Annotated in this window: 19 protein-coding genes and 2 pseudogenes; 12 read left to right on the forward strand and 9 right to left on the reverse strand. The window is 63.4% G+C overall.

Annotation, left to right across the window (positions count from 1 at the left end):
- Position 1: 1 nt before the first annotated feature.
- On the reverse strand, positions 2 to 838 hold the full coding sequence (locus tag ACX3P1_RS21110) for an N-formylglutamate amidohydrolase (protein WP_459081572.1): 837 nt from the start codon (positions 836 to 838) through the stop codon (positions 2 to 4).
- A gap of 155 nt (positions 839 to 993) precedes the next feature.
- Between ACX3P1_RS21110 and ACX3P1_RS21115 the strand changes: the two genes are divergently transcribed.
- The 4 genes from ACX3P1_RS21115 to ACX3P1_RS21130 all read left to right on the forward strand — a co-directional run bounded on the left by ACX3P1_RS21115 (position 994) and on the right by ACX3P1_RS21130 (position 6,917).
- Entirely contained in the window at positions 994 to 1,821 is an 828-nt protein-coding gene (locus ACX3P1_RS21115) for a MurR/RpiR family transcriptional regulator (protein WP_459081573.1), read from the forward strand.
- A gap of 235 nt (positions 1,822 to 2,056) precedes the next feature.
- Positions 2,057 to 3,229 carry an efflux RND transporter periplasmic adaptor subunit gene (locus ACX3P1_RS21120; RefSeq protein ID WP_459081574.1) on the forward strand — a complete coding sequence of 391 codons (1,173 nt, stop codon included), beginning with the start codon at positions 2,057 to 2,059 and terminating at the stop codon, positions 3,227 to 3,229.
- Positions 3,226 to 6,357 carry an efflux RND transporter permease subunit gene (locus tag ACX3P1_RS21125; protein WP_459081576.1) on the forward strand — a complete coding sequence of 1,044 codons (3,132 nt, stop codon included), beginning with the start codon at positions 3,226 to 3,228 and terminating at the stop codon, positions 6,355 to 6,357. Before ACX3P1_RS21120 ends, ACX3P1_RS21125 begins: the two co-directional genes overlap by 4 nt.
- Before the next feature lie 89 nt (positions 6,358 to 6,446).
- The gene (locus ACX3P1_RS21130) at positions 6,447 to 6,917 is read left to right on the forward strand and encodes a MaoC family dehydratase (RefSeq protein ID WP_459081577.1); all 471 of its coding nucleotides are present in this window, start codon (positions 6,447 to 6,449) and stop codon (positions 6,915 to 6,917) included.
- Positions 6,918 to 6,926: 9 nt separating this feature from the next.
- Here ACX3P1_RS21130 and ACX3P1_RS21135 read toward each other — a convergent pair whose 3' ends face one another.
- Complete coding sequence (locus ACX3P1_RS21135) at positions 6,927 to 8,048, reverse strand: LacI family DNA-binding transcriptional regulator (RefSeq protein WP_459081578.1); 1,122 nt, start codon at positions 8,046 to 8,048, stop codon at positions 6,927 to 6,929.
- A gap of 581 nt (positions 8,049 to 8,629) precedes the next feature.
- Here ACX3P1_RS21135 and ACX3P1_RS21140 point away from each other — a divergent pair.
- Both ACX3P1_RS21140 and ACX3P1_RS21145 read left to right on the forward strand, forming a co-directional pair.
- Complete coding sequence (locus ACX3P1_RS21140) at positions 8,630 to 9,565, forward strand: sugar-binding protein (RefSeq protein ID WP_459081617.1); 936 nt, start codon at positions 8,630 to 8,632, stop codon at positions 9,563 to 9,565.
- 138 nt (positions 9,566 to 9,703) lie between these two features.
- A pseudogene (locus tag ACX3P1_RS21145) lies at positions 9,704 to 10,255 on the forward strand (ATP-binding cassette domain-containing protein); the annotation flags it as partial.
- 202 nt (positions 10,256 to 10,457) lie between these two features.
- Here the strand turns inward: ACX3P1_RS21145 and ACX3P1_RS21150 are convergent.
- On the reverse strand, positions 10,458 to 10,523 hold the full coding sequence (locus ACX3P1_RS21150) for a hypothetical protein (RefSeq protein WP_459081618.1): 66 nt from the start codon (positions 10,521 to 10,523) through the stop codon (positions 10,458 to 10,460).
- 65 nt (positions 10,524 to 10,588) lie between these two features.
- On the opposite strand from ACX3P1_RS21150, the pseudogene ACX3P1_RS21155 reads away from it, so the two are divergent.
- Both ACX3P1_RS21155 and ACX3P1_RS21160 read left to right on the forward strand, forming a co-directional pair.
- A pseudogene (locus ACX3P1_RS21155) lies at positions 10,589 to 11,260 on the forward strand (ATP-binding cassette domain-containing protein); the annotation flags it as partial.
- A gap of 21 nt (positions 11,261 to 11,281) precedes the next feature.
- Entirely contained in the window at positions 11,282 to 12,271 is a 990-nt protein-coding gene (locus tag ACX3P1_RS21160) for an ABC transporter permease (RefSeq protein ID WP_459081579.1), read from the forward strand.
- Positions 12,272 to 12,318: 47 nt separating this feature from the next.
- Here the strand turns inward: ACX3P1_RS21160 and ACX3P1_RS21165 are convergent, their stop codons facing one another.
- From ACX3P1_RS21165 to ACX3P1_RS21185, 5 genes are all read right to left on the reverse strand, one after another.
- On the reverse strand, positions 12,319 to 12,519 hold the full coding sequence (locus ACX3P1_RS21165) for a hypothetical protein (RefSeq protein WP_459081580.1): 201 nt from the start codon (positions 12,517 to 12,519) through the stop codon (positions 12,319 to 12,321).
- Between the two features lie 63 nt (positions 12,520 to 12,582).
- The gene (locus tag ACX3P1_RS21170) at positions 12,583 to 13,209 is read right to left on the reverse strand and encodes a sarcosine oxidase subunit gamma (RefSeq protein ID WP_459081581.1); all 627 of its coding nucleotides are present in this window, start codon (positions 13,207 to 13,209) and stop codon (positions 12,583 to 12,585) included.
- On the reverse strand, positions 13,202 to 16,195 hold the full coding sequence (locus ACX3P1_RS21175; RefSeq protein ID WP_459081582.1) for a sarcosine oxidase subunit alpha: 2,994 nt from the start codon (positions 16,193 to 16,195) through the stop codon (positions 13,202 to 13,204). Before ACX3P1_RS21175 ends, ACX3P1_RS21170 begins: the two co-directional genes overlap by 8 nt.
- A complete protein-coding gene (locus ACX3P1_RS21180; RefSeq protein ID WP_459081583.1) occupies positions 16,192 to 16,488 on the reverse strand; it encodes a sarcosine oxidase subunit delta in 297 nt (98 codons plus the stop codon). The genes ACX3P1_RS21175 and ACX3P1_RS21180 overlap by 4 nt, the downstream gene beginning before the upstream one ends.
- Before the next feature lie 11 nt (positions 16,489 to 16,499).
- Positions 16,500 to 17,753 carry a sarcosine oxidase subunit beta gene (locus ACX3P1_RS21185; protein WP_459081584.1) on the reverse strand — a complete coding sequence of 418 codons (1,254 nt, stop codon included), beginning with the start codon at positions 17,751 to 17,753 and terminating at the stop codon, positions 16,500 to 16,502.
- A gap of 217 nt (positions 17,754 to 17,970) precedes the next feature.
- Between ACX3P1_RS21185 and ACX3P1_RS21190 the strand changes: the two genes are divergently transcribed.
- The 4 genes from ACX3P1_RS21190 (at position 17,971) to ACX3P1_RS21205 (ending at position 21,688) form a co-directional block, all read left to right on the forward strand.
- Positions 17,971 to 19,479 carry a helicase HerA domain-containing protein gene (locus tag ACX3P1_RS21190; protein ID WP_459081585.1) on the forward strand — a complete coding sequence of 503 codons (1,509 nt, stop codon included), beginning with the start codon at positions 17,971 to 17,973 and terminating at the stop codon, positions 19,477 to 19,479.
- 153 nt (positions 19,480 to 19,632) lie between these two features.
- The gene (rpsU, locus tag ACX3P1_RS21195; protein ID WP_459081586.1) at positions 19,633 to 19,902 is read left to right on the forward strand and encodes a 30S ribosomal protein S21; all 270 of its coding nucleotides are present in this window, start codon (positions 19,633 to 19,635) and stop codon (positions 19,900 to 19,902) included.
- A 244-nt stretch (positions 19,903 to 20,146) separates the two neighbouring features.
- Entirely contained in the window at positions 20,147 to 20,992 is an 846-nt protein-coding gene (locus tag ACX3P1_RS21200; protein ID WP_459081587.1) for a tetratricopeptide repeat protein, read from the forward strand.
- A 225-nt stretch (positions 20,993 to 21,217) separates the two neighbouring features.
- Positions 21,218 to 21,688, forward strand: a complete 471-nt coding sequence (locus ACX3P1_RS21205) for a DUF992 domain-containing protein (protein ID WP_459081588.1) — start codon at positions 21,218 to 21,220, stop codon at positions 21,686 to 21,688.
- Between the two features lie 71 nt (positions 21,689 to 21,759).
- Here ACX3P1_RS21205 and coaBC read toward each other — a convergent pair whose 3' ends face one another.
- Positions 21,760 to 22,989, reverse strand: coding sequence for a bifunctional phosphopantothenoylcysteine decarboxylase/phosphopantothenate--cysteine ligase CoaBC (gene coaBC / locus ACX3P1_RS21210; protein ID WP_459081589.1), 1,230 nt, complete (start codon positions 22,987 to 22,989; stop codon positions 21,760 to 21,762).
- Positions 22,990 to 23,030: the final 41 nt, after the last annotated feature.

The raw sequence follows: 23,030 nt of genomic DNA on the forward strand, positions 1-23,030 counted from the left end.
GTTACCCTTCCGTTGGCTGTCGGGTTGAGTGCGGCAGTTCCGATTGGCTGGAATCAATCGACACCTTGCCGTTGGCGGAGATGGTGATCGCGCCCAGTATGCTTCCCAGCAGCCCCGCCCATTTCTTCTGCCCCGCCGCAGCCGAAATCTCGTCGTTGCGGATTTCGATCATGGCGCAGGCAAGACCGCGCGAACGCGCGTGGCGCTCCAGCGTGAAATAGACCCGGTCGGCAGGCGAGTAAGGCTCGTTGTCCCCGGATACGATACCCGCGACCGCGTTCAGAGAGCGCAGCAGCGGCGAGGCAATGCGCATGTCGTCATCATGAATTATGCCGACGTGCCAAGGACGAGCGACCCCCTTGTACACCGACGTGAAGGAATGCACCGACACCAGCCGCGTTTCCTGCCCGCGCGCCAGACGCGCCTCGATGACGGCGTCGACGGCATCGTGAAACGGCCGCCAGCACAGTTCGATGCGCTCCGCGCGTTCGGCCGGCGACAAGTCCGCATTGCCGGGCACCAGCGTGGTTTCGCTGACCGGCGGGATCAGGTCCGGCGCATCGAGCGGACGGTTGCAGTCGAGCACCAGACGCGAAAGACCGGTCTGGATCAGCGGCGCGTCAAGCGCCTCGGCAAGCAATTGGGCTACAGGCAGCGCGCCGGGGTCCCATGCAATGTGGCGGCTGAAATCCGTGGGAGGAAGGCCAAGCGAGCCGAACCGCGCCGGTACGGCGTTGGCGGCGTGGTCGCAGGTGAAGACGTAGGCGCCGCGGCCGTCAGGGTTCGTGACCTGCACGGTGTCCGACTTGGCAATGCTTGCGCCCCTCACTGTCTCCATCGAACCGCAATCCCCACCCAAGCGCTGTATCTTATGATACTGATTTTATCTTGTTGCGCGCCTATGGATGATTTCATACACATTGGCGTACTTTGTCAAACGTGTTTTGCGGACTGCCCCAAAACATCGGGCAAGGAAACAGGGCGGATCAGACGATGGGCGTGAACATTGCGGAACTGATCACCGACCGTATCGGAATCATGCCCGCCGGCGAGCGCCGCGCAGCCCAGACGCTCATCGCCAACTATCCCCTGATTGGCCTGAAGACGGTAGCCGAATTCTCCCATGTCGCGGGCGTGTCTTCGCCGACGATCCTGCGTTTCGTTGCCCGGTTGGGTTTCCAGAACTATTCCGAATTCCAATCGTCGCTGCAGGACGAACTTGCCGCCCAACTGCAATCGCCGGCATCGCGCACGATCAACCCCCATGCCTTGAGGGACAGTGCGGTTACGCCCTTGCTGGAGGCGACACTCGACAACATGCGCGAGACCTTCCGGCATATCTCCGACGACCAACTCGGCGAGATCGCCGCCAAGCTGTCCGACCGGCGCGGCCATGTGTTCCTCATCGGCGGCCGCTTCACCGACCCGTTGGCGCGCTACATGGCCGCCCATTTGGCCATCATCCGCCCCAACGTCTTCCATCTCGCGGGCCAGGAAAGCGTCTGGCGCGACCGGCTGATCGATATGGGCAAGCGCGACGTATTGCTGATCTTCGACATAAGGCGCTATCAGGAAAGCCTCGTCCGCTTTGCCGATCTGGCGCATGGGCGCGGCGTGCAGATCATGCTGTTCACCGACCAGTGGCTTTCCCCGATCGCCCGCTTTTCACGCCATGTTATCGCCGGCCGCACCGCGATGCCTTCGGCCTGGGACTCGGCGGCGGCGCTTTTCGTGGTGACGGAGGCGCTGATCGCTGCCGTTACAAGGCAACTCGAAGCCGATACCGCCCGGCGCCTGCAGGAAATGGAACGGCTGCGCTGAAACTCCGGTCGCAATGAGCCGACAACGACCCCTGCTAGGCCGGATTGCCGATTTTTCTGAATTTACCAATCCTTACCTAGATTTAATGTGCTTTCTTCGCCGAAAATTGACATAAAGGATCGATATTAACGGTGCGCACTTGCGTAACACCGCGTACCGCGCTGTCTGGACCGGAGGTGCCACTCCCTGAAAGGCGCCGGTGAATGCAAGAATGCTTTTGCCAACCGGGGAACCGATGACTGCCTGGAAACAGATACTTTTCGCCTTTGCCCTGCTGGTAGCGGCAGCCTTCGCCTGGATCGGTTTCTTTCCCGGCGCTTCGGATGTGCTGGACCGCTGGGGCATCGACTGGGCGCATGCCTCGACAGCCAAGGGTGAAGCAGGCAATGGGGCTGGCCCGGCAGCAGGCCCCGTGGCCGCTAACGAGCAGCCTGGCTTGCAGCAGACGCCCGTGGTGACGGCACCGGTCACCCTCGCGACGGTCAATGACCGGTTGCAGGCAATCGGCTCCGGCCGGGCCAAGGCGACGGTGACGGTCAACCCCTATTCTTCCGGACGCCTTACCGAATTCCTCGTCCAGTCCGGCGCCCATGTCGACAAGGGCCAGATCGTCGCCACGCTCGATTCCGATACGGAGATTATCGCCCTGCAACGCGCCAAGGTGGGCGTCAAGGACGCGCAATCCAAGCTTGACCGCGTCAAGACGCTGAAGGCGGCCAATACCGCGACGGCGGTTGCCGTCACCGATGCAGAAGTGACATTAAGCACAGCCGGACTGGTGCTGCGCGACGCGCAGCTTGCGCTGGAGCGCCGCTCGATCGTAGCCCCCATCGGCGGCACTGTGGGCATCCTGCCGATCGCTGCCGGCAACTACGTCACCAGCCAGTCGGCGATCGCCACCATCGACGACCGCTCTTCGATCCTTGTGGATTTCTGGGTGCCGGAGCGGTTTGCCGGGGCGGTACAGGTCGGTGCGGCATTGACGGCAGCGCCGATCGCCATGCCCAAGGACGTTTTCCAGGGCACCGTTTCGGCGGTCGACAACCACGTCGACGAAAAAAGCCGCACGCTGTGGGTACAGGCCCTGATAGAAAATCCGGGCGACTCCTTGCGCGCGGGAATGGCCTTCGTCGTCACCATGAAATTCCCCGGCGACACCTATCCGGCGGTCAGCCCGCTCGCCATCCAGTGGGGAACGGACGGCGCTTATATCTGGGCGGTGGAAAACGGGAAAACGAAGCGCGTTTCCATTCGCATCATCCAGCGTAACACCGAAACGGTGCTCATCGACGCGCCGATCGTCAGCGGCGACAGGGTGGTGACCGAAGGCGTGCAGAGCGTGCGCGAGGGCAGCGAAGTCCGCATCGCGGGCGAGGAACGGCGCGCGGCGGACGCCAGCGGCTCATGACGCAGACGAAAAACGCCGCCAGCGAAACGGGCCTCACCGCCCTTTTCGTCCGCAGGCCCGTCATGGCCTTCGTGCTGAACACGCTGATCGCCGTCGCGGGCCTTGCCGCATTCTACGGCGTCGAAATTCGCGAATTGCCGGACGTGGACCGCGCCGTCATCTCCGTTACCACCGACTTCTCGGGCGCATCGGCCGAAACCGTCGACCGCGAACTGACCGATACGATCGAGGGCACGGTCGGGCGCGTCTCCGGGGTCAAGTCGATCTCATCCACCTCTTCCTTTGGACGCAGCCGCGTCACCATCGAGTTCAATGACGGCGTCGACCTCAATGTCGCGGCCTCCGATGTGCGCGACGCGGTCGGGCGGGTAGCCAATGCCCTGCCGGACGAGGCCGACCCGCCCCGCATCGTCAAGGCCGATGCCAATGCCGACGCGGTGATGCGGCTGGCCGTGACCGCCGACAACATGTCCATCCAGGACATGACGATCATCGTCGAGGACCAGATCGAGGATACGCTGGCTGCCGTGCCGGGCGTCGCCGACGTCCAGGTCTATGGCGACCGCGACAAGATTTTCCGCATCGATGTCGACCAGAACAAACTGGCCAGCCACGGCTTTACCGTCGCCGACCTGCGCGCCGCGCTCGCCTCCGTCGCCTTCGATTCGCCAGCCGGATCGATCAACACGACCAACCAGAACCTCATCGTGCGCACTACCGCGGACGTGACCACGCCGGCGGAATTCGAGAACATCGTCATCGGCGGCAACACGCATATCCGCGACGTCGCAACCGTCACGCTTGGCCCCGATATCGGCCAGACCACGTTGCGCTCGGATGGCAAGACCGGCATCGGCATGGGCATTATCCGCCAAGCGGAATCGAACACGCTCGACATCTCCGCAGGCATCAAGGCAGCCGTCGCCAAACTCCAGAAAACGCTGCCTCAGGGCATGTCGATAAAGATCACCAGCGACGACGCGGTGTTCGTCGAGGGCGCCGTCCACGAAGTGGAACTGGCGCTCAGCCTTGCCGTCACCTTCGTTTTGATCGTCATCTATCTGTTCCTGCTCGACTGGCGCGCCACCCTGATCCCCGCTTTGTCGATGCCGGTGGCCATGATAGGCACCATCGCGGCGATCTATCTGGCCGGATTTTCGATCAACATCCTGACCTTGCTGGCGCTGGTGCTGGCGACCGGCCTGGTTGTCGACGACGCCATCGTCGTGCTGGAAAACATCGTGCGCCGGCGCAACCAGGGCATGGGCCCGCGCGCAGCCGCCGTACTCGGCACCAAGGAAGTGTTTTTTGCCGTCATCGCCACCACGGCGACGCTGGTTGCCGTGTTCGTGCCGATCTCGTTTCTGCCCGGCCAGACCGGCGGCCTGTTTAGAGAGTTCGGCTTCGTCCTTGCCATGGCGGTTCTCTTGTCCTGCGTGGTGGCGCTGACCCTGTGCCCGATGCTGGCGTCGCGCCTGTTGACCAGCACTTCGCTGCACCAGGAGAAGCGAAAGGGACCGGGCGCGCGCATCGGCGCGGCGCTGAACCGGCTTTATCGGCGCTGCCTTCATGCGTGCCTGGATGCACCATGGATCGTGGTGCTGGTCGCCGTCCTGTTCGCCGGCACCGCCTTTTCCTTGTTCGGCACCATCCGCCAGGAACTGACGCCGACCGAGGACCGCTCCGTCGTGTTGTTGCGCATCAGTGCGCCGCAGGGCGTCAGCCTCGACTACACAACCGCGCAGATGGAAAAGATCGAGAGACTGATCCAGCCGATGCGCAAATCCGGCGAGATCGAAAGCACGTTCGAGTTCGCCGGCAACAACGGCTCCTACAATACCGGCTTCATGGTGATGACGCTGTCGCCATGGGACCAGCGGACGCGCAGCCAGCAGCAAATCATGGCCGAGATCAGCAGCCTCTCCAAGCAGATACCGGCCATTCGCATCTTCCCGGTGCAGCCCAACAGCCTCGGCATCCGCGGCGCCGGTAACGGCCTGCAGTTTGCGCTTGTCGGCAACGACCGCAAGGCGCTGGGCGAGGCCGCCAACAAGATCATCGACGCCATGCAGAAGGATCCCCGCTTCCAGTCGCCACGCCTGACGGTCGATCCCACCCAGCCGCAGCTTGCCGTCGCCATCGATCGCCAGCGCGCTTCCGACCTCGGCATCGACATTACCGGGCTGGCCGACACGTTCCAGACGATGCTCGACGGCAATGACGTCGTCGACGTCTATATCGCCGACCGCAGCTATAGCGTTAAGCTGGTATCGACCACCAACCCGGTCAACGACCCGACCGATCTTGAAAACCTGTTCCTCAAGACGGCGGACGGCCGTTACGTGCCGATGTCGTCCATCGCCACATTGACGGAAAAGGCGGTGCCGCCGTCGCTGACGCGCGAACAGCAGCAACCATCGGTGGCGATCACCTCCAACCTGCACGGCAACTTCGCTCTCGGCGACGCGCTCGGCGTCGCCGAACAGATCGCGCAGCCGCTGCTGCCGCCCGGCGCCCGCATCCTGCCGCTGGCCGAAGCCGCGACGCTCGGCGAAACCAACAGCGCCATGATTACCATTTTCGGCTTTGCGCTGGTTATCATCCTGCTGGTGCTTGCCGCCCAGTTCGAAAGCTTCGTCAGCGCCGTCATCATCATGGCGACGGTGCCGCTCGGCCTCGCCTGCGCCATCTTCGCCCTGCTGCTCAGCGGCACCAGCCTGAACGCCTATAGCCAGATCGGCCTCGTGCTGCTGGTCGGCGTCATGGCCAAGAACGGCATCCTGATCGTCGAGTTCGCCAACCAGATGCGGGATCGGGGCATGAATGTGCGCGAGGCGATCGAGGAAGCCTCGACCATCCGGCTGCGCCCGGTGATGATGACCATGATCTGCACCGTTTTGGGCGGCGTACCGCTTGTGCTGGCCAGCGGCGCGGGTGCGGAAGCGCGCATCGCGCTCGGCTGGGTGATCGTCGGCGGCCTCGGCCTCGCGACGGTATCGACGCTGTTTCTCACCCCGGTCGCCTATTTGCTGCTTGGCCGCTTCGTCACGCCCAACATCAAGGAAGAAGAACGCCTGACGCGTGAACTGGCGGAAGCCGCCTATATCGACGTCGAGCCGGCGGAATAGGACTTGATCCTCCAGCGTTCTGGTGACATTGCCGGCGCGAAGCCTTATCTGTGCGCTAAGCAATAGCCGAAGATTCCGGAGTTTTCCGCATGCAGCCGATCGGTCTCGAAACCCTTGTCGCCAGCGCCGGCAAGGAAGTCGGCGTCTCGCCGTGGCGAACCGTGACGCAGACCATGATCGACCAGTTTGCCGACGCAACCGACGATCACCAGTTCATCCATTGCGATCCGGAGCGGGCGGCGCGCGAGACGCCTTATGGCGGCACCATCGCGCACGGTTTCCTGCTTTTGTCGCTGCTGTCGGCAATGACGTTCGAGACCATGCCGCCGATCGAGGGCGGAAAGATGGGCGTCAACCACGGTTTCGACGAGGTTCGCTTCAAGTCGCCCGTCAAGACCGGTTCGCGCATCCGCGCCCGCTTCGTCCTGGCCAGCGTCAAGGTAAGGCCCTCCGGCTGGGTCCAGACGGCGCACGACGTGACGCTGGAAATCGAGGGCGAGAAAACGCCCGCGCTCACCGCGCGCTGGCTGACGCTTACCTTCGTCGAGCCGAAGAGCTGAAGGTTTGCGTCAGAGCTGGCTGGAAACCTTCGGTGCGGCAACAGACTCCCGCTCGACCAGCGAGCATTCCAGCTTGGTGATCGGGTAACGCCCGTTTCCTGAAGCGGGCGGCGTCTCGAACTGCTCGACCGCCCATTGCCCCATGGCCATATGCGGCAGCACCGAAGTGGTCAGCGGCGGAAACAGATGGCGCGCGATCTCTTCGTCGTCATAGCCGATGACGGACATATCCTGCGGAATATGCAGGCCCGCCTCCTTCAGCGCCTCGTAGCAGCCGATGGCCATGCGGTCGTTCTGGCAAAAGATCGCCGTTGGCGGTTCCGCCAGCGCCAGCAGTTTCTGGGTGGCGGCATAACCGGCACTCGCCGACCAGTCGCCCTCGACCACGAGGTCGCCGTCATAGGGAATGTCGGCGGTCGCCAGCGCCCGGCGATAGCCTTTCAGCCGATCTTGCGCCGCCTGCATCCATGGCTCGCCTGTGATCGTTGCGATGCGCCGATGGCCATGCTGGATGAGATGCCGGGTCGAGCTTTGCCCGCCCGCGATCTCGCTCGGCACCACGGCGGGAAAGGCGTAATCGGCCGTATAGCAGTTGAGCAGCACCACCGGGATGTCGAGGTCCGCAAGATGCGGCGGCGTGACGATCTCACGGGTGAAGATCGTCATGTAGACCAGCGCCGAAATCCCCTGCGCCGTCAGCGCCGCGATGGCGCGCGGTTCCATCACCGCGTCGCTCATGGTCTGCGCGACCAGCACGACATTGCCGGCGTTCCAGGAAGCTTGCCGGACGCCTTCGATGGCAACGACGGCCTCCGGGCTTGTCGCCAGTTGGTCCGTCACGAAGCCGATGACGCCATCGAGCACCGTCGAGGGCGAAGGACGCGCATAAGACGATCCGAAGGACGGCAGCCGGTAGCCGAGCCGGCGCGCCTCGCCGATCACGCGCTCGCGCGTCTGCGGCGAAAGCTTGATGCCGGGCGTATTGTTGAGAATGAACGAAACGGTGGCCTGCGAACAGCCGGCCGCCTTGGCGATGTCGGTCATGGTCACGCGGCGGCCAGTCCCCTGCGACGCTTGTTTGGGGCGACTCGATCCCTTGGCCGCCCGCTCGATTTCCGTCGGTTCCGTCATTTGTCCGATCCCCTCGGGGGCATGTCTAGCTGGCGTCCGTCTGCACGGCAAGGGAGCGGATGCCGCGTCAATTTATAAAAATGAAGATCGACTAATACCCGCGAACAGGCGGATAAGCTCGCCTTTGCAATCACACAGCCGGCCAATAGAGGGCGAGATCGACCGGAAACGTCACCTTTTCTCCAGAAAATCGACTTGACCGGCACCGACCGACGCCTCCCGCACAACCCGGAACACCCTTGTCGCTTTCCTTCGGGAAGCGAGTTCCAGCCACATAACTAATACTATTTACTAATATCAATTGATGCGATAATGTCAACGACGATGGCGCACCGCTGGTACGGCGCACGCCATCGCAAGCAGGAGGAGAAAGTCGAGCGCGTCTTCATTTGTCTGATAAATAGTCTTTACGTCCGGCAAACGCGCCTCTAGATTTGGTCCTTGGCTGGAATGCCTGGCGCAGATGCACCGGCAAAGTCCTGGAGGAGGGCATCCGACAGCCGACAGACTCAGGATCAGCGCCGCACGCTGAATAAACAGGGAGGTTGAACATGATGAAATCTGTCCTACGCAACACGACCATGGCCGCCGCGGCTTTGCTGCTCGGCGTTTCCACCGGCGGGGCGGCGCACGCTGCCGACAAGCCGACGCTGGCCTTCGTCGTCAACGGCGCATCCGACTTCTGGAAGGCGGCCGAGGCCGGCATGAAGAAGGCGCAGGCCGAGTTGCCCGACTACGCGCTCGAACTCAAATATCCCGAGCAGTCCTCCGTCGCCATCCAGCAAAGGCTGATGGACGATCTCGTCACCGCCGGCGTCAAGGCGATCATGGTTTCGGCGGTCGATCCTAAGACCCAGACCGACGGACTGGACAAGATCGGCTCCGAAGTCGCTCTCTTCACCACCGACTCGGATGCGCCGAAGTCGAACCGGGTCGCCTATATCGGCTCATCCAACGTCGACGCCGGCACGCAAGCCGCCGAGATCGCCAAGAAGGCGATGCCCGATGGCGGCAAGTGCATGGGTTATGTCGGCCTGCTCGGCGCCGATAACGCCAAGGAGCGCATCGATGGCTTCAAGAAGGGGCTGGAGGGCACCAAGATTACGCTGGTGGATGTGCGCGGCGACGACATCGACCAGACCCGCGCCAAGAAGAACGTTGAGGACACCCTTGTCGCCGATCCCACGATCAATTGCATGGTCGGCTTCTATTCCTACAACACGCCGCGCATCTATGAAGCGCTGCGCGATGCCGGCAAGCTTGGCCAGGTCACGGTTGTCGGATTCGACGACGATCCGATCACGCTGGGCGGCGTCAAGGAAGGCAATATCGCCGCGACCGTGGTGCAGCAGCCCTTCGAATGGGCCTATCAGGGCTTCAAGCTGATGGCTGCCTTTGTCGGCGGCGACAAGTCCGGCGTCCCGGCGGATGGCCTCATTATCGTGCCGACCAAGATCATCGGCCAGGCCGATGTCGACGCTTACGCGGCCAATCTGAAGGCAATGGCCGGCAATTGATGCCGCGACGATCGGTGCTAGATTGATTTCACCGGCCTGGAGCCATGGCTCCGGGCCGGTGGTTTCCCTGTTCGCCGGGCGAAAACACCCGGCGATGCTTTCCGTGCCGCAGCTCTTGCCAACAGACGATCGCGCATGATGGAATTTTCGGACAATGTCATCCCGCATACGGCCGGCGCATCCGATTCCGCGCCGTTCCTGACCCTCGAAAATATCCGCAAGACCTATCCCGGCGTTATCGCGCTGGACGGGTTTTCGATGCAGGTTCGGCCGGGCGAGGTGATCGGGCTGGTCGGCGAAAACGGCGCGGGGAAATCCACGCTGATGAAAATTCTCGGTGGCGTCACCGCGCCCGACAGCGGCGTGATCACTGTGGACCAGGTTGCGCACGACCGCCTGACGGTTGCCACCAGCATGCAGGCCGGCATTGCCTTCGTTCATCAGGAACTCAACCTGTTCGACAACCTCGATGTCGCCGCCAACATCTTCCTCGGGCGCGAGCCGCTGCTGGGAGGCCCGCTGCGGCTGGTGGATCGCGCCAGACTGCGCGCCCAGGTAACGCCGCTGCTCGAGCATGTCGGCGCCAATTTTTCCGCCGATACGCCGGTTTCCACGCTGTCGCTGGCGCAGCAGCAGATGGTCGAGATCGCCAAGGCGCTATCCATCGACGCGCGGCTGGTGATCCTTGACGAGCCGACATCGAGCCTGCCGATCGCCGAGACGGAAAAGCTGCTCGCCGTCATCGCCGGGCTGAAGGCGGACGGCATCAGCGTCATTTTCATTTCGCACCGCCTGCACGAAATCGAGCGCGCGGCCGACCGGGTCGTCGTCTTGAGGGACGGCACGCTCGCCGGGACACTCCCGAAAAGCGCCATCGATCATGAAAACATGGTCAAGCTGATGATCGGCCGGGCGCTGAAGGCGCGCGTCGACGCTTCGGCCTGCGAAGCCGGCGCAGTCGCAGTCGCAGTCTGCGTGGATGGCGTGCGGACCCCGGCCTATCCCGACAAGACAGTGACGCTCGACCTGCGCCATGGCGAGATCCTCGGCCTGGCCGGTCTCGTCGGCTCCGGACGAACCGAACTGGCGCGTGTTCTGTTCGGTATCGACAAGAGCCTCGGCGGCACCATTCGCCTTGAGGGGCAGGAACTGGTGCTGGGTTCGGCGGCCGATGCGGTCCGGCAAGGCATTTTCCTGGTGCCCGAAGACCGCAAGTTGACCGGCATCCTGCTGGACCTGCCGATTGCGCAGAACATATCGCTGCCCCATTTGCGGGCGCACGCGACGCGCTTTCTGGTGTCCGCCGCCAGCGAAACGGCGACCGCCGAGACGCAGAAAGCCAATCTCGGCATCAAGGCTCCTTCGGTCAAGACGCGCACCGGCACGCTTTCGGGTGGCAACCAGCAAAAGGTCGTTCTGGCCAAATGGCTCGCGATGAACCCCAAGGTGATGATCCTCGACGAGCCGACGCGCGGCATCGACATTGGCGCCAAGGCCGAAATCTACGCTCTGATGCGCAAGCTGGCGGATGCCGGCGTCGCCGTGCTGATGATTTCAAGCGACATGGAAGAGGTGATCGGCGTCTCGGACCGCATCGCCGTGATGCATGAAGGCTCGATTGCCGGCATTCTGGGCCGGGAAAAATTCAGCCAGGAAAACGTGCTGCTTCTGGCGGTAGGCAAGCAGCCGAAGTAGAAAAAGGGCGAGGAGAAGACGATGACCAAGAAAGATCTCGGCCTGTTGATCCTCATCCTGGTGGTGGGTGCCGTCGTCGCGGCGATCAATCCGCGCTTCCTGCTGCCGATCAACCTTGCCAACACCTCGAACCTGATCGGCCTGTTCGGCATCCTCTCCATCGGCCAGGCGTTCGTTATCATCACCGGCGGCATCGAATTGTCGGTAGGCTCGCTGATCGCGCTGCTCGGCGTCCTGTTCGTCGATTTCATCGCCACGCGTGGCATGGACTGGGCGGTGGCGCTGCCGCTCATCCTCGTCCTGGGCGGGATCATCGGCCTGGCGCATGGCTGGCTGATCGCCAGGCTCAACCTGCAGCCCTTCGTGGTAACGCTGTGCGGCCTGCTGATTTATCGCGGCGTGGCCCGCTTTTATACCGCCGACGGCACCGCCGGCTTCGCCTTCGGCCAAAGCTTCCCGACCCTCGAATTCCTGACGGCAGGCCGTTTCTACGGCATTCCAAACAGCTTCATCGCGCTGATCGTCATCGCCGTCATAAGCTGGATACTTCTGCACCGGTCGGTGTATGGACGCTATCTCTACGCCATCGGCAAGAATGAAGAGGCGGCGAAATATTCGGGCATCCGCACGCAGCGCATGGTGATGGCGGCTTATGTCATCTGCGGCGTGCTGACCGCCGTCTCTGCCGTCTATTTCGCCATGTACACGCGCTCGATCTCACCAGCCAGCCACGGCAATTTCTACGAACTCTACGCCATTGCCGCCGCCGTGCTGGGCGGCTTTTCGTTGCGTGGCGGCGAAGGTTCCATCGTCGGCGTGGTCCTCGGCACCGTGCTGCTGCAGGAGTTGCAGAACCTCGTCAACCTGCTCGGCATACCATCGTCGCTGAACTTCGCGGTAATGGGCGGCGTCATCCTCCTCGGCGCGCTGGTTGACCAGCAGTGGGATGTGTTTCGCGCCCGGCGCGGCATGACGATAGCCGCCCGGCAGGGCAAGGCCGGAGCGCAGTAGCCCTTCGAAAGCAGTTGAAAAGCCCGCAGCTACTCGCTGCCGTCGGCCTACCGTCTTTTGGGCTTGCCGGGAATGGAGGTCGAGACGATCGAGATCGGGTCGCTGGCAGGAAACGAGCTTTCCAACCCCTCCTCGAGTTCTTCTTCCGGAGTGCCGGCAGTCTCGTCCTTCTGCTCTTTTTCGAGCGAACGGACAGCAGAAGTTTTCACCTTCTTTGCTGAAGTCGCTGGTATCGACGGCTTGGCCATGGCGATGTCTCCTGTCGCGGGAAAACGGTTCCTCGGGACAAAGGTTCCGGGCCAGGCAGAACTTCAGGCGCTGCGTGCAGCCTCGGACAGATGAGTAAAGACATAGTCGGAGAAGGAACGCCAGCATTCGACGCGGAAAGCGTCAGGCGCCGTGCGGTAGAGCACGATCTCGCTCTTGCCCAGTACCGTGCGCGAGCATGCGCCGACGGGAAAAACTTCCAGCGACAGATCCTGCGGACAGCCCGAATTGATCGTGGCAGCCGCACCCGTCCCGGTCACGGCAATCGCCACGTTGCGATGCGAAATAGCAACGGAAGAATGCAGCGCCTTGGCCTTGGCGCAATCGGCAAGAAGATCGCCGTCCGCCTCGTCGATGACCAGCCATTCGTCCGGCCCGAGCCACAAGGCCGTACGGCCGCCCTTCGAGGCGGAAGTTTTCGGTTTTTGCGGCAGCGTCAGCCCCAGCGCCCTTGATACCGAGGCAACCGAAGCTTCGGACGCGCGCAGAGAAATGCGCTCCGCAGGCGGCAGTATCGCCAGCGCAACGCTCGATGCCGAAACCGTCTTGCCTGTCAGCGCCGGGCGACGCTCGACGGAAACCGCCGCTACCCTCGTTGCAGCAGCCTTCTTTGCCCCAGATGCCGCTTTGGCCCCAGTTGCCTGCTTAGCCCCAGATACAGCCTTAGCCATTGAGGTGTTCCCCCTTCTCGTCGAAGAACACCACGCCGGTGACTTCCACTTCGATCACGCCGTCCGGCATCGGCACATAGAGCGTCGAGCCCATGCGGTCGCGCCCGCCGGCCAGCAGCGCCAGCGCGATGGAGCGCCCGCAATTCTCCGACCAATAGCTCGACGTAACATGGCCGATCATCGTCATCGGGATCGCCTGTTTCGGGTCGGCAACGATCTGCGCGCCCTCTTCAAGCACCACCTTCGGGTCCTTGGTCTTCAGGCCGACCAGTTGCTTGCGGCCCTTGGCGACCAGATCGGGGCGCGTCATGCCGCGAATACCGACGAAATCGGTCTTCTTCTTGCCGATCGCCCAGTTGAGCCCGGCATCGTCGACGGTGACGGTGCCATCCGTATCCTGGCCGACGATGATGTAGCCCTTCTCGGCGCGCAAAACGTGCATCGCCTCGGTGCCGTAGGCACAAGCGCCGTGCTTTTGCCCTTCGGCCCACAGCGCTTCCCATACCGCCTCGCCATAGTCGGCCGGCACGTTGACCTCGAAACCGCGCTCGCCCGAGAACGACATGCGAAACAGCCGCGTCGGCACGCCGCAGATTGTGCCCTCGCGCACCGACATATGCGGCATCGCAGCATCGGAAAGATCGATGCCCTCGATCAGCGGCGCAATAATGTCGCGAGACTTCGGCCCCTGCACGGCAATCACCGCCCACTGTTCCGAAGTCGACGTCAGCCACACATTGAGATGCGGAACCTCTGTCTGGAGGTAGTCCTCCATCTGGTTCATGACGCGCGCGGCACCGCCGGTCGTCGTCGTCACATGGAAGCGGTCCTCCGCCAGCCTGCCGACCACGCCGTCGTCATAAATGAAGCCATCCTCGCGCAGCATCAGGCCATAGCGGCAGCGGCCGGTCTCCAGCTTCTGCCACGGGTTGGTGTACATCAGTTCCATGAAGGCGGCCGCATCCGGTCCAACCACCTCGATCTTGCCGAGCGTCGAGGCGTCGAACAGGCCGGCCGTCTTTCGCACCGTCACGCATTCGCGGTCGACGGCGGCGTGCATGTCCTCGCCGGCCTTGGGAAAATACCAGGCGCGCTTCCAGTTGCCGACGTCTTCGAACACCGCGCCGTGCTTTTCGGCCCAGCCATGGGTTGCCGTGCGCCGCGTCGGATCGAACAGCGCGCCGCGCGCGTGCCCGACGATGGAGCCGAACGTCACCGGCGTATAGGGCGCGCGGAACGTGGTCAGGCCCACTTCCGGGATCGGCTTGTCCAACTCGTCGGCGGCAATCGCCAGCCCGTGCATATTGGAAGTCTTGCCCTGGTCGGTCGCCATGCCGTTGGTGGTGAAGCGCTTGACGTGCTCGATCGAGCGCATGCCCTCATGCACCGCCTGGCGGATATCCTTGGCGGTCACGTCGTTCTGGAAGTCGACGAACGCCTTGACCGTCGTGCCCGGTCCGGCACCGGGTGCCGTGCCCAGCATGCCGCGCGACCAGCTTTCACTGGCCTCGACCTTGGGCTTGGTGCCCTTGACGCTTTTCGCGCCGGAATCCTTTGCCGCCTTGGTGCCCGCCGCATAGGCTTCGTCAATGGTGCCCGACAGCCCATCCGTGCCGTTGCACGCGCCGACCGACACGCAATCCTGCGCATAGGTGCCGGGCAGGAAGCGCTTGACCTCGTCGTTGAAGGCGACCTTGCCGCGCGACTGCGAGAACAGATGCACGGAAGGCGTCCAGCCGGCCGACATCAGGATCGCATCGACCGCGATCTTGCGCTCGCCGCCGCCATTCTTCGGCTGCACGACCATGGAGTTGACGCGCAGCTTGCCGCCGGCACGGATGACGGCGCGGCCGGTGTGAACCTCGATGCCGAGCCCGCGCGCCTCATCGACCAGCGCACCGGTCGGGTTGTCGCGCAGATCGACCAGCGCGGCGATATTTACGCCGGCCTTCTTCAGGTCGATTGCCGCCGCATAGGCGCTGTCATTGGCGGTATAAACGCCGACATTCCTGCCGACGGCGACGCCGTAATGGTTGAGATAGGTGCGCGCCGCCGAAGCCAGCATGACGCCCGGCCGGTCGTTGTCGGCAAACACCATGTGACGCTCGATGGAGCCGGTCGCCAACACAACGCGCTTGGCCCGGATTTGCCACAACCGCTCGCGCGGCAGGTCGGCACCGGGGCTTTGCAGATGGTCGCTAACGCGCTCGGTCAGGGCGACGAAATTCTGCGCGTAATAGCCGAACGCCGTGCTGCGCGACAGAACCTGCACGTTGTCCATGGCTTCCAGCCTGGCGACAGCGGCTTGCGCCCACGCCCAGCCATCCTGCCCGTCGATCTTCGCGCCGCTTTCGAAGCGTAGCGAACCGCCCAGTTCCGCCTGCTCGTCGGCAAGGATCACGCGCACGCCGGTTTCGGCCGCCGCAAGTGCTGCCGCGATGCCGGCAGCGCCGCCGCCAAGCACCAGCACGTCGCAATGCCCGTATTGCGCCGCGTAATGATCCGGGTCCGGCTGGTCCGGTGCCACGCCGAGGCCGGCGGCCGCACGGATTTTAGGCTCGTAGAACGACTTCCACGCCGCCTTCGGCCACATGAAGGTCTTGTAGTAGAACCCGGCCGAGAAGAAGGGCGAGGCAAGATCGTTGACCGCACCGACGTCAAAGGAAAGCGACGGCCAGCGGTTCTGCGACCCGGCCTTCAGCCCGTCATAGATTTCCTGCACGGTGGCGCGCACATTGGGCGCCTTGCGCGCCGCGTCGCGCTCGATCTGTACCAGCGCGTTAGGTTCTTCCGCACCAGCGGAAAGGATACCGCGCGGACGGTGATATTTGAACGAACGTCCGACCAGATGCACGCCATTGGCCAGCAGCGCCGAAGCCAGCGTGTCGCCCTGAACGCCCGTATAAGGCTTGTCGTCGAAGCTGAACCGCACGGTCGCGGCCTGCTTCAGCCGGCCGGCATTGGGGATACGGAAAGACGCGCTCATTTGCCCGCTCCCGGCAGCTTGGAGGGTTTCTTCTCGCCCGCCTTGTAGGTCATGACGAACTTGTCGGTGACGGTATCGCGCACGGCATTGAAGAAGCGCGCGCAGCCATGCACATGCCGCCAGCGCTCATAGATGATGCCCTTGGGGTTCGAGCGGATGAAGAAGAATTTTTCAAAATCCGCATCGCTTTCCCCGGCCATGTTTGTCGAGCGCTCGACATGCGCCTCACCGGCGTTGCGGAATTCGAGTTCCGGACGTTCTTCTTCGCAATAGGGGCAGCGGATCAGCAGCATCTTTTTTCCCCCTAGTGCGCCACGGCGGCGGCGGCGGCTTCGTCGATCAGGCGGCCGGTGCGGAAGCGTTCCAGCGTGAACGGCGCGTTGATCCGGTGCGGCTCGTCCTTGGCGATCGTGTAGGCAAAGACATTGGCCGAACCCGGCGTCGCCTTGAAACCGCCGGTGCCCCAGCCGCAATTGACGTAGAGGCCCGGAACCGGCGTCTTGGCCAGGATCGGCGAGCGGTCCGGCGTCACGTCGACGATGCCGCCCCAGGAGCGCAGCATCTTCATGCGCGTGAACATCGGGAACATCTCGCAGATCGCGTCCAGCGTGTGCTGGAGGATGTGAAGCCCACCCGTCTGCGAATAGGAAATATACTGGTCCGTACCGGCCCCGATCACCAGTTCGCCCTTGTCGGACTGCGAAATATAGGCGTGCACCGTGTTCGACATGACCACGCAAGGCACCACCGGCTTGACCGGCTCCGACACCAGCGCCTGCAGCGGATAGCTTTCCAGCGGCATGCGCACGCCGGCCATGTTCATCAGCACCGAGGAATGGCCGGAAGCGACCACGCCGACCTTCTTCGCGCCGATGAAGCCGCGCGTGGTGTCGACGCCGGTGACGCGACCGTCCGGCGCACGCTTGATGCCGGTCACTTCGCAGTTCTGGATGATGTCGACGCCGCGCGCCGAAGCACCGCGCGCATAGCCCCAGGCAACCGCATCGTGCCGGGCCGTGCCGCCGCGCCGTTGAAGCGCCGCCCCTACGACCGGATAGCGCGCATCGGGAGAAGTATTCAGCGGCGGGCAGAATTCCTTGGCCTGCTCCGGCGACAGCCATTCATTATCGATGCCGTTCAGGCGGTTGGCATGGATGTGACGCTTGAACACCTGCACATCATGGACATTGTGCGCCAGCATCATGACGCCGCGCGCCGAATACATGACGTTGTAGTTCAGCTCCTGCGAAAGCCCGTCCCACAGCTTCAGCGCATGATCGTAAATGCCGGCCGATTCGTCATAGAGATAATTGGAGCGGATGATCGTGGTGTTGCGCCCGGTATTGCCGCCGCCCAGCCAACCCTTCTCGATCACCGCGATATTGGTGATGCCGTGTTCCTTGGCCAGGTAATAGGCCGTGCCAAGCCCATGCCCGCCGGCCCCGACGATGATGACGTCGTATTCTTTCTTGGGCTCCGGCGAAGGCCATTGCTCTTCCCAGCCCTTGTGGCCGCGCATGGCCTCTCGGGCAATGGCGAATACCGAATATTTTTTCACGTTTCTGGCCTCGCGGATGGCAGTCGGCTTAAATTGGCGTCCGACGCGCGAGGTGTATCACTAGCGAAACCACGCTGTCACCCTTGCGCTGTTTGCGACGGCGATTGGCGTTTTGCGCCGCCCCGGCCCATGCGGCAAGGCGCCTGTGGGTATTGGCTCGCAATGGTTCGCATCACGCACATCGAATGCTAGGGATCGTAGCGGTGAAGGAGCGGCGATGAAGGTGGATATAGACATGGGGACGGCTTCCGCTGGAAAGCCGGCCATGCTCGATCTTGAGGAACTTTTGGCGACCCGCCTGCTGGTGCAGGGCAATTCGGGTTCGGGAAAGTCGCATCTGCTGCGCCGCCTGCTGGAGCAGAGCGCGCCCTGGGTGCAGCAATGCGTGATCGACCCGGAGGGCGATTTCGTCACGCTGGCCGACCGATTCGGCCATGTCGTGGTCGATGCACAGCGCACCGAGGCGGAACTGACCCGTATCGCCGGCCGTATCCGCCAGCACCGCGTGTCCGTCGTGCTCAACCTCGAAGGGCTGGACGTCGAGCAGCAGATGCGTGCCGCGGCAGCCTTTCTAGGCGGCATGTTCGATACCGAGCGCGATTTCTGGTATCCGGTCCTGGTCGTGGTCGACGAAGCGCAGCTTTTCGCCCCGGCTGTGGCCGGCGAAGTCTCCGACGAAGCGCGGAAAATATCGCTTGGCGCGATGACCAATTTGATGTGCCGGGGCCGCAAGCGCGGACTGGCCGGCGTCATTGCCACGCAGCGCTTAGCCAAGCTTGCCAAGAATGTCGCCGCCGAAGCTTCCAATTTTCTCATGGGGCGCACCTTCCTCGATATCGACATGGCGCGCGCCGCCGACCTTTTAGGCATGGACCGGCGGCAGGCGGAAATGTTCCGCGACCTGGCGCGCGGCCATTTCGTGGCGCTCGGGCCTGCCATGTCGCGCCGGCCGCTGCCGATCACCATCGGCACGGTGGAAACCTCGGCACGCTCGATGAGCCCCAAACTGACGCCGCTGCCCGACGCGCCGGAAGACGCGCGCGACCTGATCTTCACGCCCGGCCCCGACGAGGCGCGCCTGCCGGTGCGTAAACCGCCACCCCCGGCACCGATCCCGACCGCCGACCTGATCGCCCAACTGTCCCGGCCGGCTCCCGCACCTGAACCGCCTGCCGAACCGGTTTTCGACATCATCGACGAGGCGGAGCGCGAAGCCGGCATCGCCAAGGTCATGCGCGAAATCCTCGACGACCCCGATGCGGCCTTCCGCACCGACGCCGTGCTCTATCAGGACTTTCTGGTACGCTGCCGCATCCGGCGCGTGCCGGGCAGCCCGCTCGATTTGCCCGGCTTCCGCCGCAAGTTTGCCGTTGCCCGCGCCGGCGTCGACCAGAAGACGGCCGGCGGCGAATCGTGGCCGATTGCGCTTGGCCTGTCCGAATCGCTGCCGGCCGACCTGCAAGGCGTTTTCCTGGTGGTGGCGCAGGCAGCGCTGGCCGGTGCGCCCTGCCCGTCGGATGCGGTGCTGGCCCGCATCTATGGCAGCCACTCGCCGCGCCGCGCCGCGCGCCTGCTGGCCTATTTCGAAGAGCGCAACCTTTTGGTGGCGCGCACCGATTTTCATGGCAAGCGCGTGCTGGCCTTTCCCGACCTTGGCTGCGAGACAGCACCGGGCGATCCGAACGCGCCTGACGCCGCCGCCGCAACGCGCGACGCCGCCGAATAGACCCGGCAAAATCCCCCCGGATTCACACTCTTTGGTGGACAAGGTATGCCGTTTCTGCTATCAGCCGCCGCAATTCGCAGTGGAGACTGCTGCGGAGGCGGGCGGATGTGGCCGCTTGCCTGTTGATTTCAAACACGAAAGACAGGATTCCAAGTGCAGGTACTCGTCCGCGACAATAACGTTGACCAGGCGCTTCGCGCACTGAAGAAGAAAATGCAGCGCGAAGGCATTTTCCGCGAAATGAAGATGCGTGGGGCCTACGAAAAGCCCTCCGAGAAGCGCGCACGTGAAAAGGCCGAGGCCGTACGCCGCGCCCGCAAGCTGGCTCGCAAGCGCGCCCAGCGCGAGGGCCTGCTGCCGATGACGCCGCGCCCCGTGGCCGCCGGTGCTGCCGGTGCGGGTGCTGCGCGTCCTTCGCGCTGATACCGCCAATCCTTCGTCCCTTTCGACGGATACCCTGAGGTGGCGCGATGCAGAATCGACGCCACCTTTTTATTTCTACTTGACCAGGCCCGGAGAGGGACCCGGATCTAGGGCATCGGACCGAAAAGTGAGAATCGATTTTCGGATTACTCCGATGCTCAATCAAAGTGCTAGAGCGTCCTTTGTGCGTCCAATTGGACGCACGGCGCTCTGGACGGCACCTCGGCATAAGGATCAGGAAGAGATGAACGCACTCACCGGAAAGCGCACAAGCGCCATACGCGGCTTCGCATTGGCAACGGTGTTGCTTTCGGGACTGGCGCTGAGCGCCTGCCAGACGGGCCCCGCCGGCGAACTGGCGTCCATCGACAAGGCGCAAGGCTCGAGCGAAAACATCTCGTCGCTGTCCTCCGTCATCCAGAGCAATCCGCGCGATCCCGAAGGCTACAATGTGCGCGGCTCGGCCTATGGCCGCGGCGGCCAGTACCAGGCGGCGCTGAAGGACTTCAACACGGCGATCCAGCTCAATCCGAATTTCTACCAGGCCTATTCGAACCGCGCCCTGATCTATCGCTTCCTCGGCGACCAGACGAGCGCGCTGAACGACTACAACCGCTCCATCCAGATCAACGCCAGCTACGACGCCGCCTATATCGGGCGCGGCAATCTCTACCGGAAGGCCGGCCGCACGCAGGATGCATTCAACGACTTCCAGAAGGCGATCCAGCTCGACACCACGGATGCCCGCGCCTACCACAATCGCGGCCTGATCTACCAGAGCCAGGGCCAGCACAAGTTCGCCATCGAGGATTTCTCGACCGCGATCTCGTTGGCGCCGGACGCTTCCGAACCCTATAATGGGCGCGGCCTTTCCTATCTGGCGCTGAACCAGGAAGACAACGCCTTCGCCGATTTCAACATGGCCATCAAGCTCGACGGCAAGAACGCCGAAGCGTGGGCCAATCAGGGGCTGATCTACGAGCGCCGCGGCGACAAGGCCAAGGCGGCAAAATCCTATCGCGAGGCCGCACGCCTGAACCCGACCTACCAGCCTGCCAAGGACGGCCTCAGCCGCACCGCCCGTAGCTGACGGATTTTCGGATCAAGACCGGGAATTCGGCTTGCCTTAACCTGCCTGCGTGAAGAAAGCGGGCTTGCCCTTGCGGCAGGGGTAAGCGCCTCCGCCGTCCGGGTCGCGACCTCCGACAATGAAAAGGCCATGTGACGCAGCAACTGCCATGCTTGCGCCATGGTTTTTCAGGAACCCTTCCGGCTCCAGTTCATTGATACTGGTAACACAAAGAGGGTTTTTCCCATGAAAACAAAAATTGCTTGCGCTACCGCGCTTCTCGCCACGCTGATGGTGGCTCCGGCCTATGCCGGCGTCGAACTCGGCGTCCTCGATTGCACCATTGATGGCGGCACGGGCTACGTCATTACGTCGAACAAGGGCGTGGCCTGCACGTTCCGTCCGAATCACGGCGGCGGTTCGGAAGCGTATACCGGCGTCATCTCCAAGCTCGGCGTGGATCTCGGCGCCACCAACCAGGGCGCGCTTCAATGGGCCGTGCTGGCAGCCACCAGGGGCGAGCCAGGCGACAAGCTTGGCGGCACCTATGTCGGCGTGAATGCCGAAGCCTCGATCGTGACCGGCGGCGGCGCCAATCTTCTCGTCGGCGGCTTTCGCGACTCGATCACCTTGCAACCGTTGAGCGTACAGGCCCAGACCGGCCTGAACCTCGCCGTAGCGGTGACTTCGATGGAGCTGATCCGCTCCTTCAAATAGCGGCTCTCGGCTTTGAGCAATCCCGAAACACCGTGCATCCGGTTGGGCGCACGGTGTGTCGGGAACGCTTTTTAACGGGCAGTCTTGAGCTTTTCGGCGATCAGGCTAGCCAGCCGCGCCGCCACTTCTTCCTTGCCCATTTCAGGCCATTCCTCGACGCCGGTAGCGCTCACGATGCGCACCCGGTTGCGGTCGCCGCCCATCACGCCGCCATTGCCGATGCCGCTATCATGCGAAACGTCGTTGGCGACGATGAAATCGGCCCCCTTCTTCTTCAGCTTCGCCTCGGCGTTTGCCACAAGGTCTCGCGTTTCGGCAGCGAAGCCGACAACCAGCGCGGGCCGCAACTGGTGATGCCCGACGCCCGCGAGAATGTCGGGATTTTCGACCATGTGCAGGGCCGGCGGCCCCTCTCCCGCGACCTTCTTGATCTTTTCGCCAGACGAATCGGCGGTGCGCCAATCGGCAACCGCCGCCACGAAGACGGCCGCGTCGGCCGGCAGCAGCTTTTCCACCGCGTCGCGCATTTCCTGCGCGCGCTCGACATGGACGGTCGTAACGCCCGCCGGATCGGCAATCGCAACCGGGCCGGAAACAAGATGCACATTCGCGCCCAGTTTCGCCAGGGCCGCAGCAATGGCATGGCCCTGCTTGCCCGACGAACGGTTGGCGATGTAGCGCACCGGATCGATCGGCTCATGCGTCGGGCCGGACGTGACGATTATTTTTCGGCCCGAAAGCGGCTTTTGCCCGCCCTCCAGCAAAGCTTCCACGGCTTCCACGATTGCCAGCGGCTCCGCCATCCGGCCCTCACCCGCCTCGTTGCTTTCCGCCATTTCGCCTCTCATCGGCCCGACGAAACTGACGCCGTCCTTTTCCAGCGTGGCACGGTTGCGGCGCGTCGCCGGGTGCGCCCACATAAGCGGGTTCATCGCCGGCGCCATCAATACCGGCTTGTCCGTGGCCAAAAGGACTGTGGATGCAAGATCGTTGGCATGGCCGTTGGCCAGCTTGGCCATCAAATCAGCCGTAGCCGGTGCCACCACAACGAGATCGGCCTCGCGTGAAAGCCGGATATGGCCGATGTCGTGCTCGCCCTGCCGGTCGAACAATTCGGTAAAAACATGGTCGGCCGAAAGCGCGCCCACCGACAGCGGCGTGACAAACTCCTGCGCCGCCGCACTCATGACGCAGCGCACGGATGCTCCGCGCTCGCGCAGCCGACGGATAAGGTCGAGTGCCTTGTAGGCCGCGATACCGCCCCCGATGATGAGCAGAATGCGCTTTTGCGAAAGTGTCATGCAGAAGCCCTTTGTCAGCGAGCGAAGACTAGAGGAAGCGA

The sequence above is a fragment of the Mesorhizobium sp. A623 genome, from assembly GCF_054489405.1.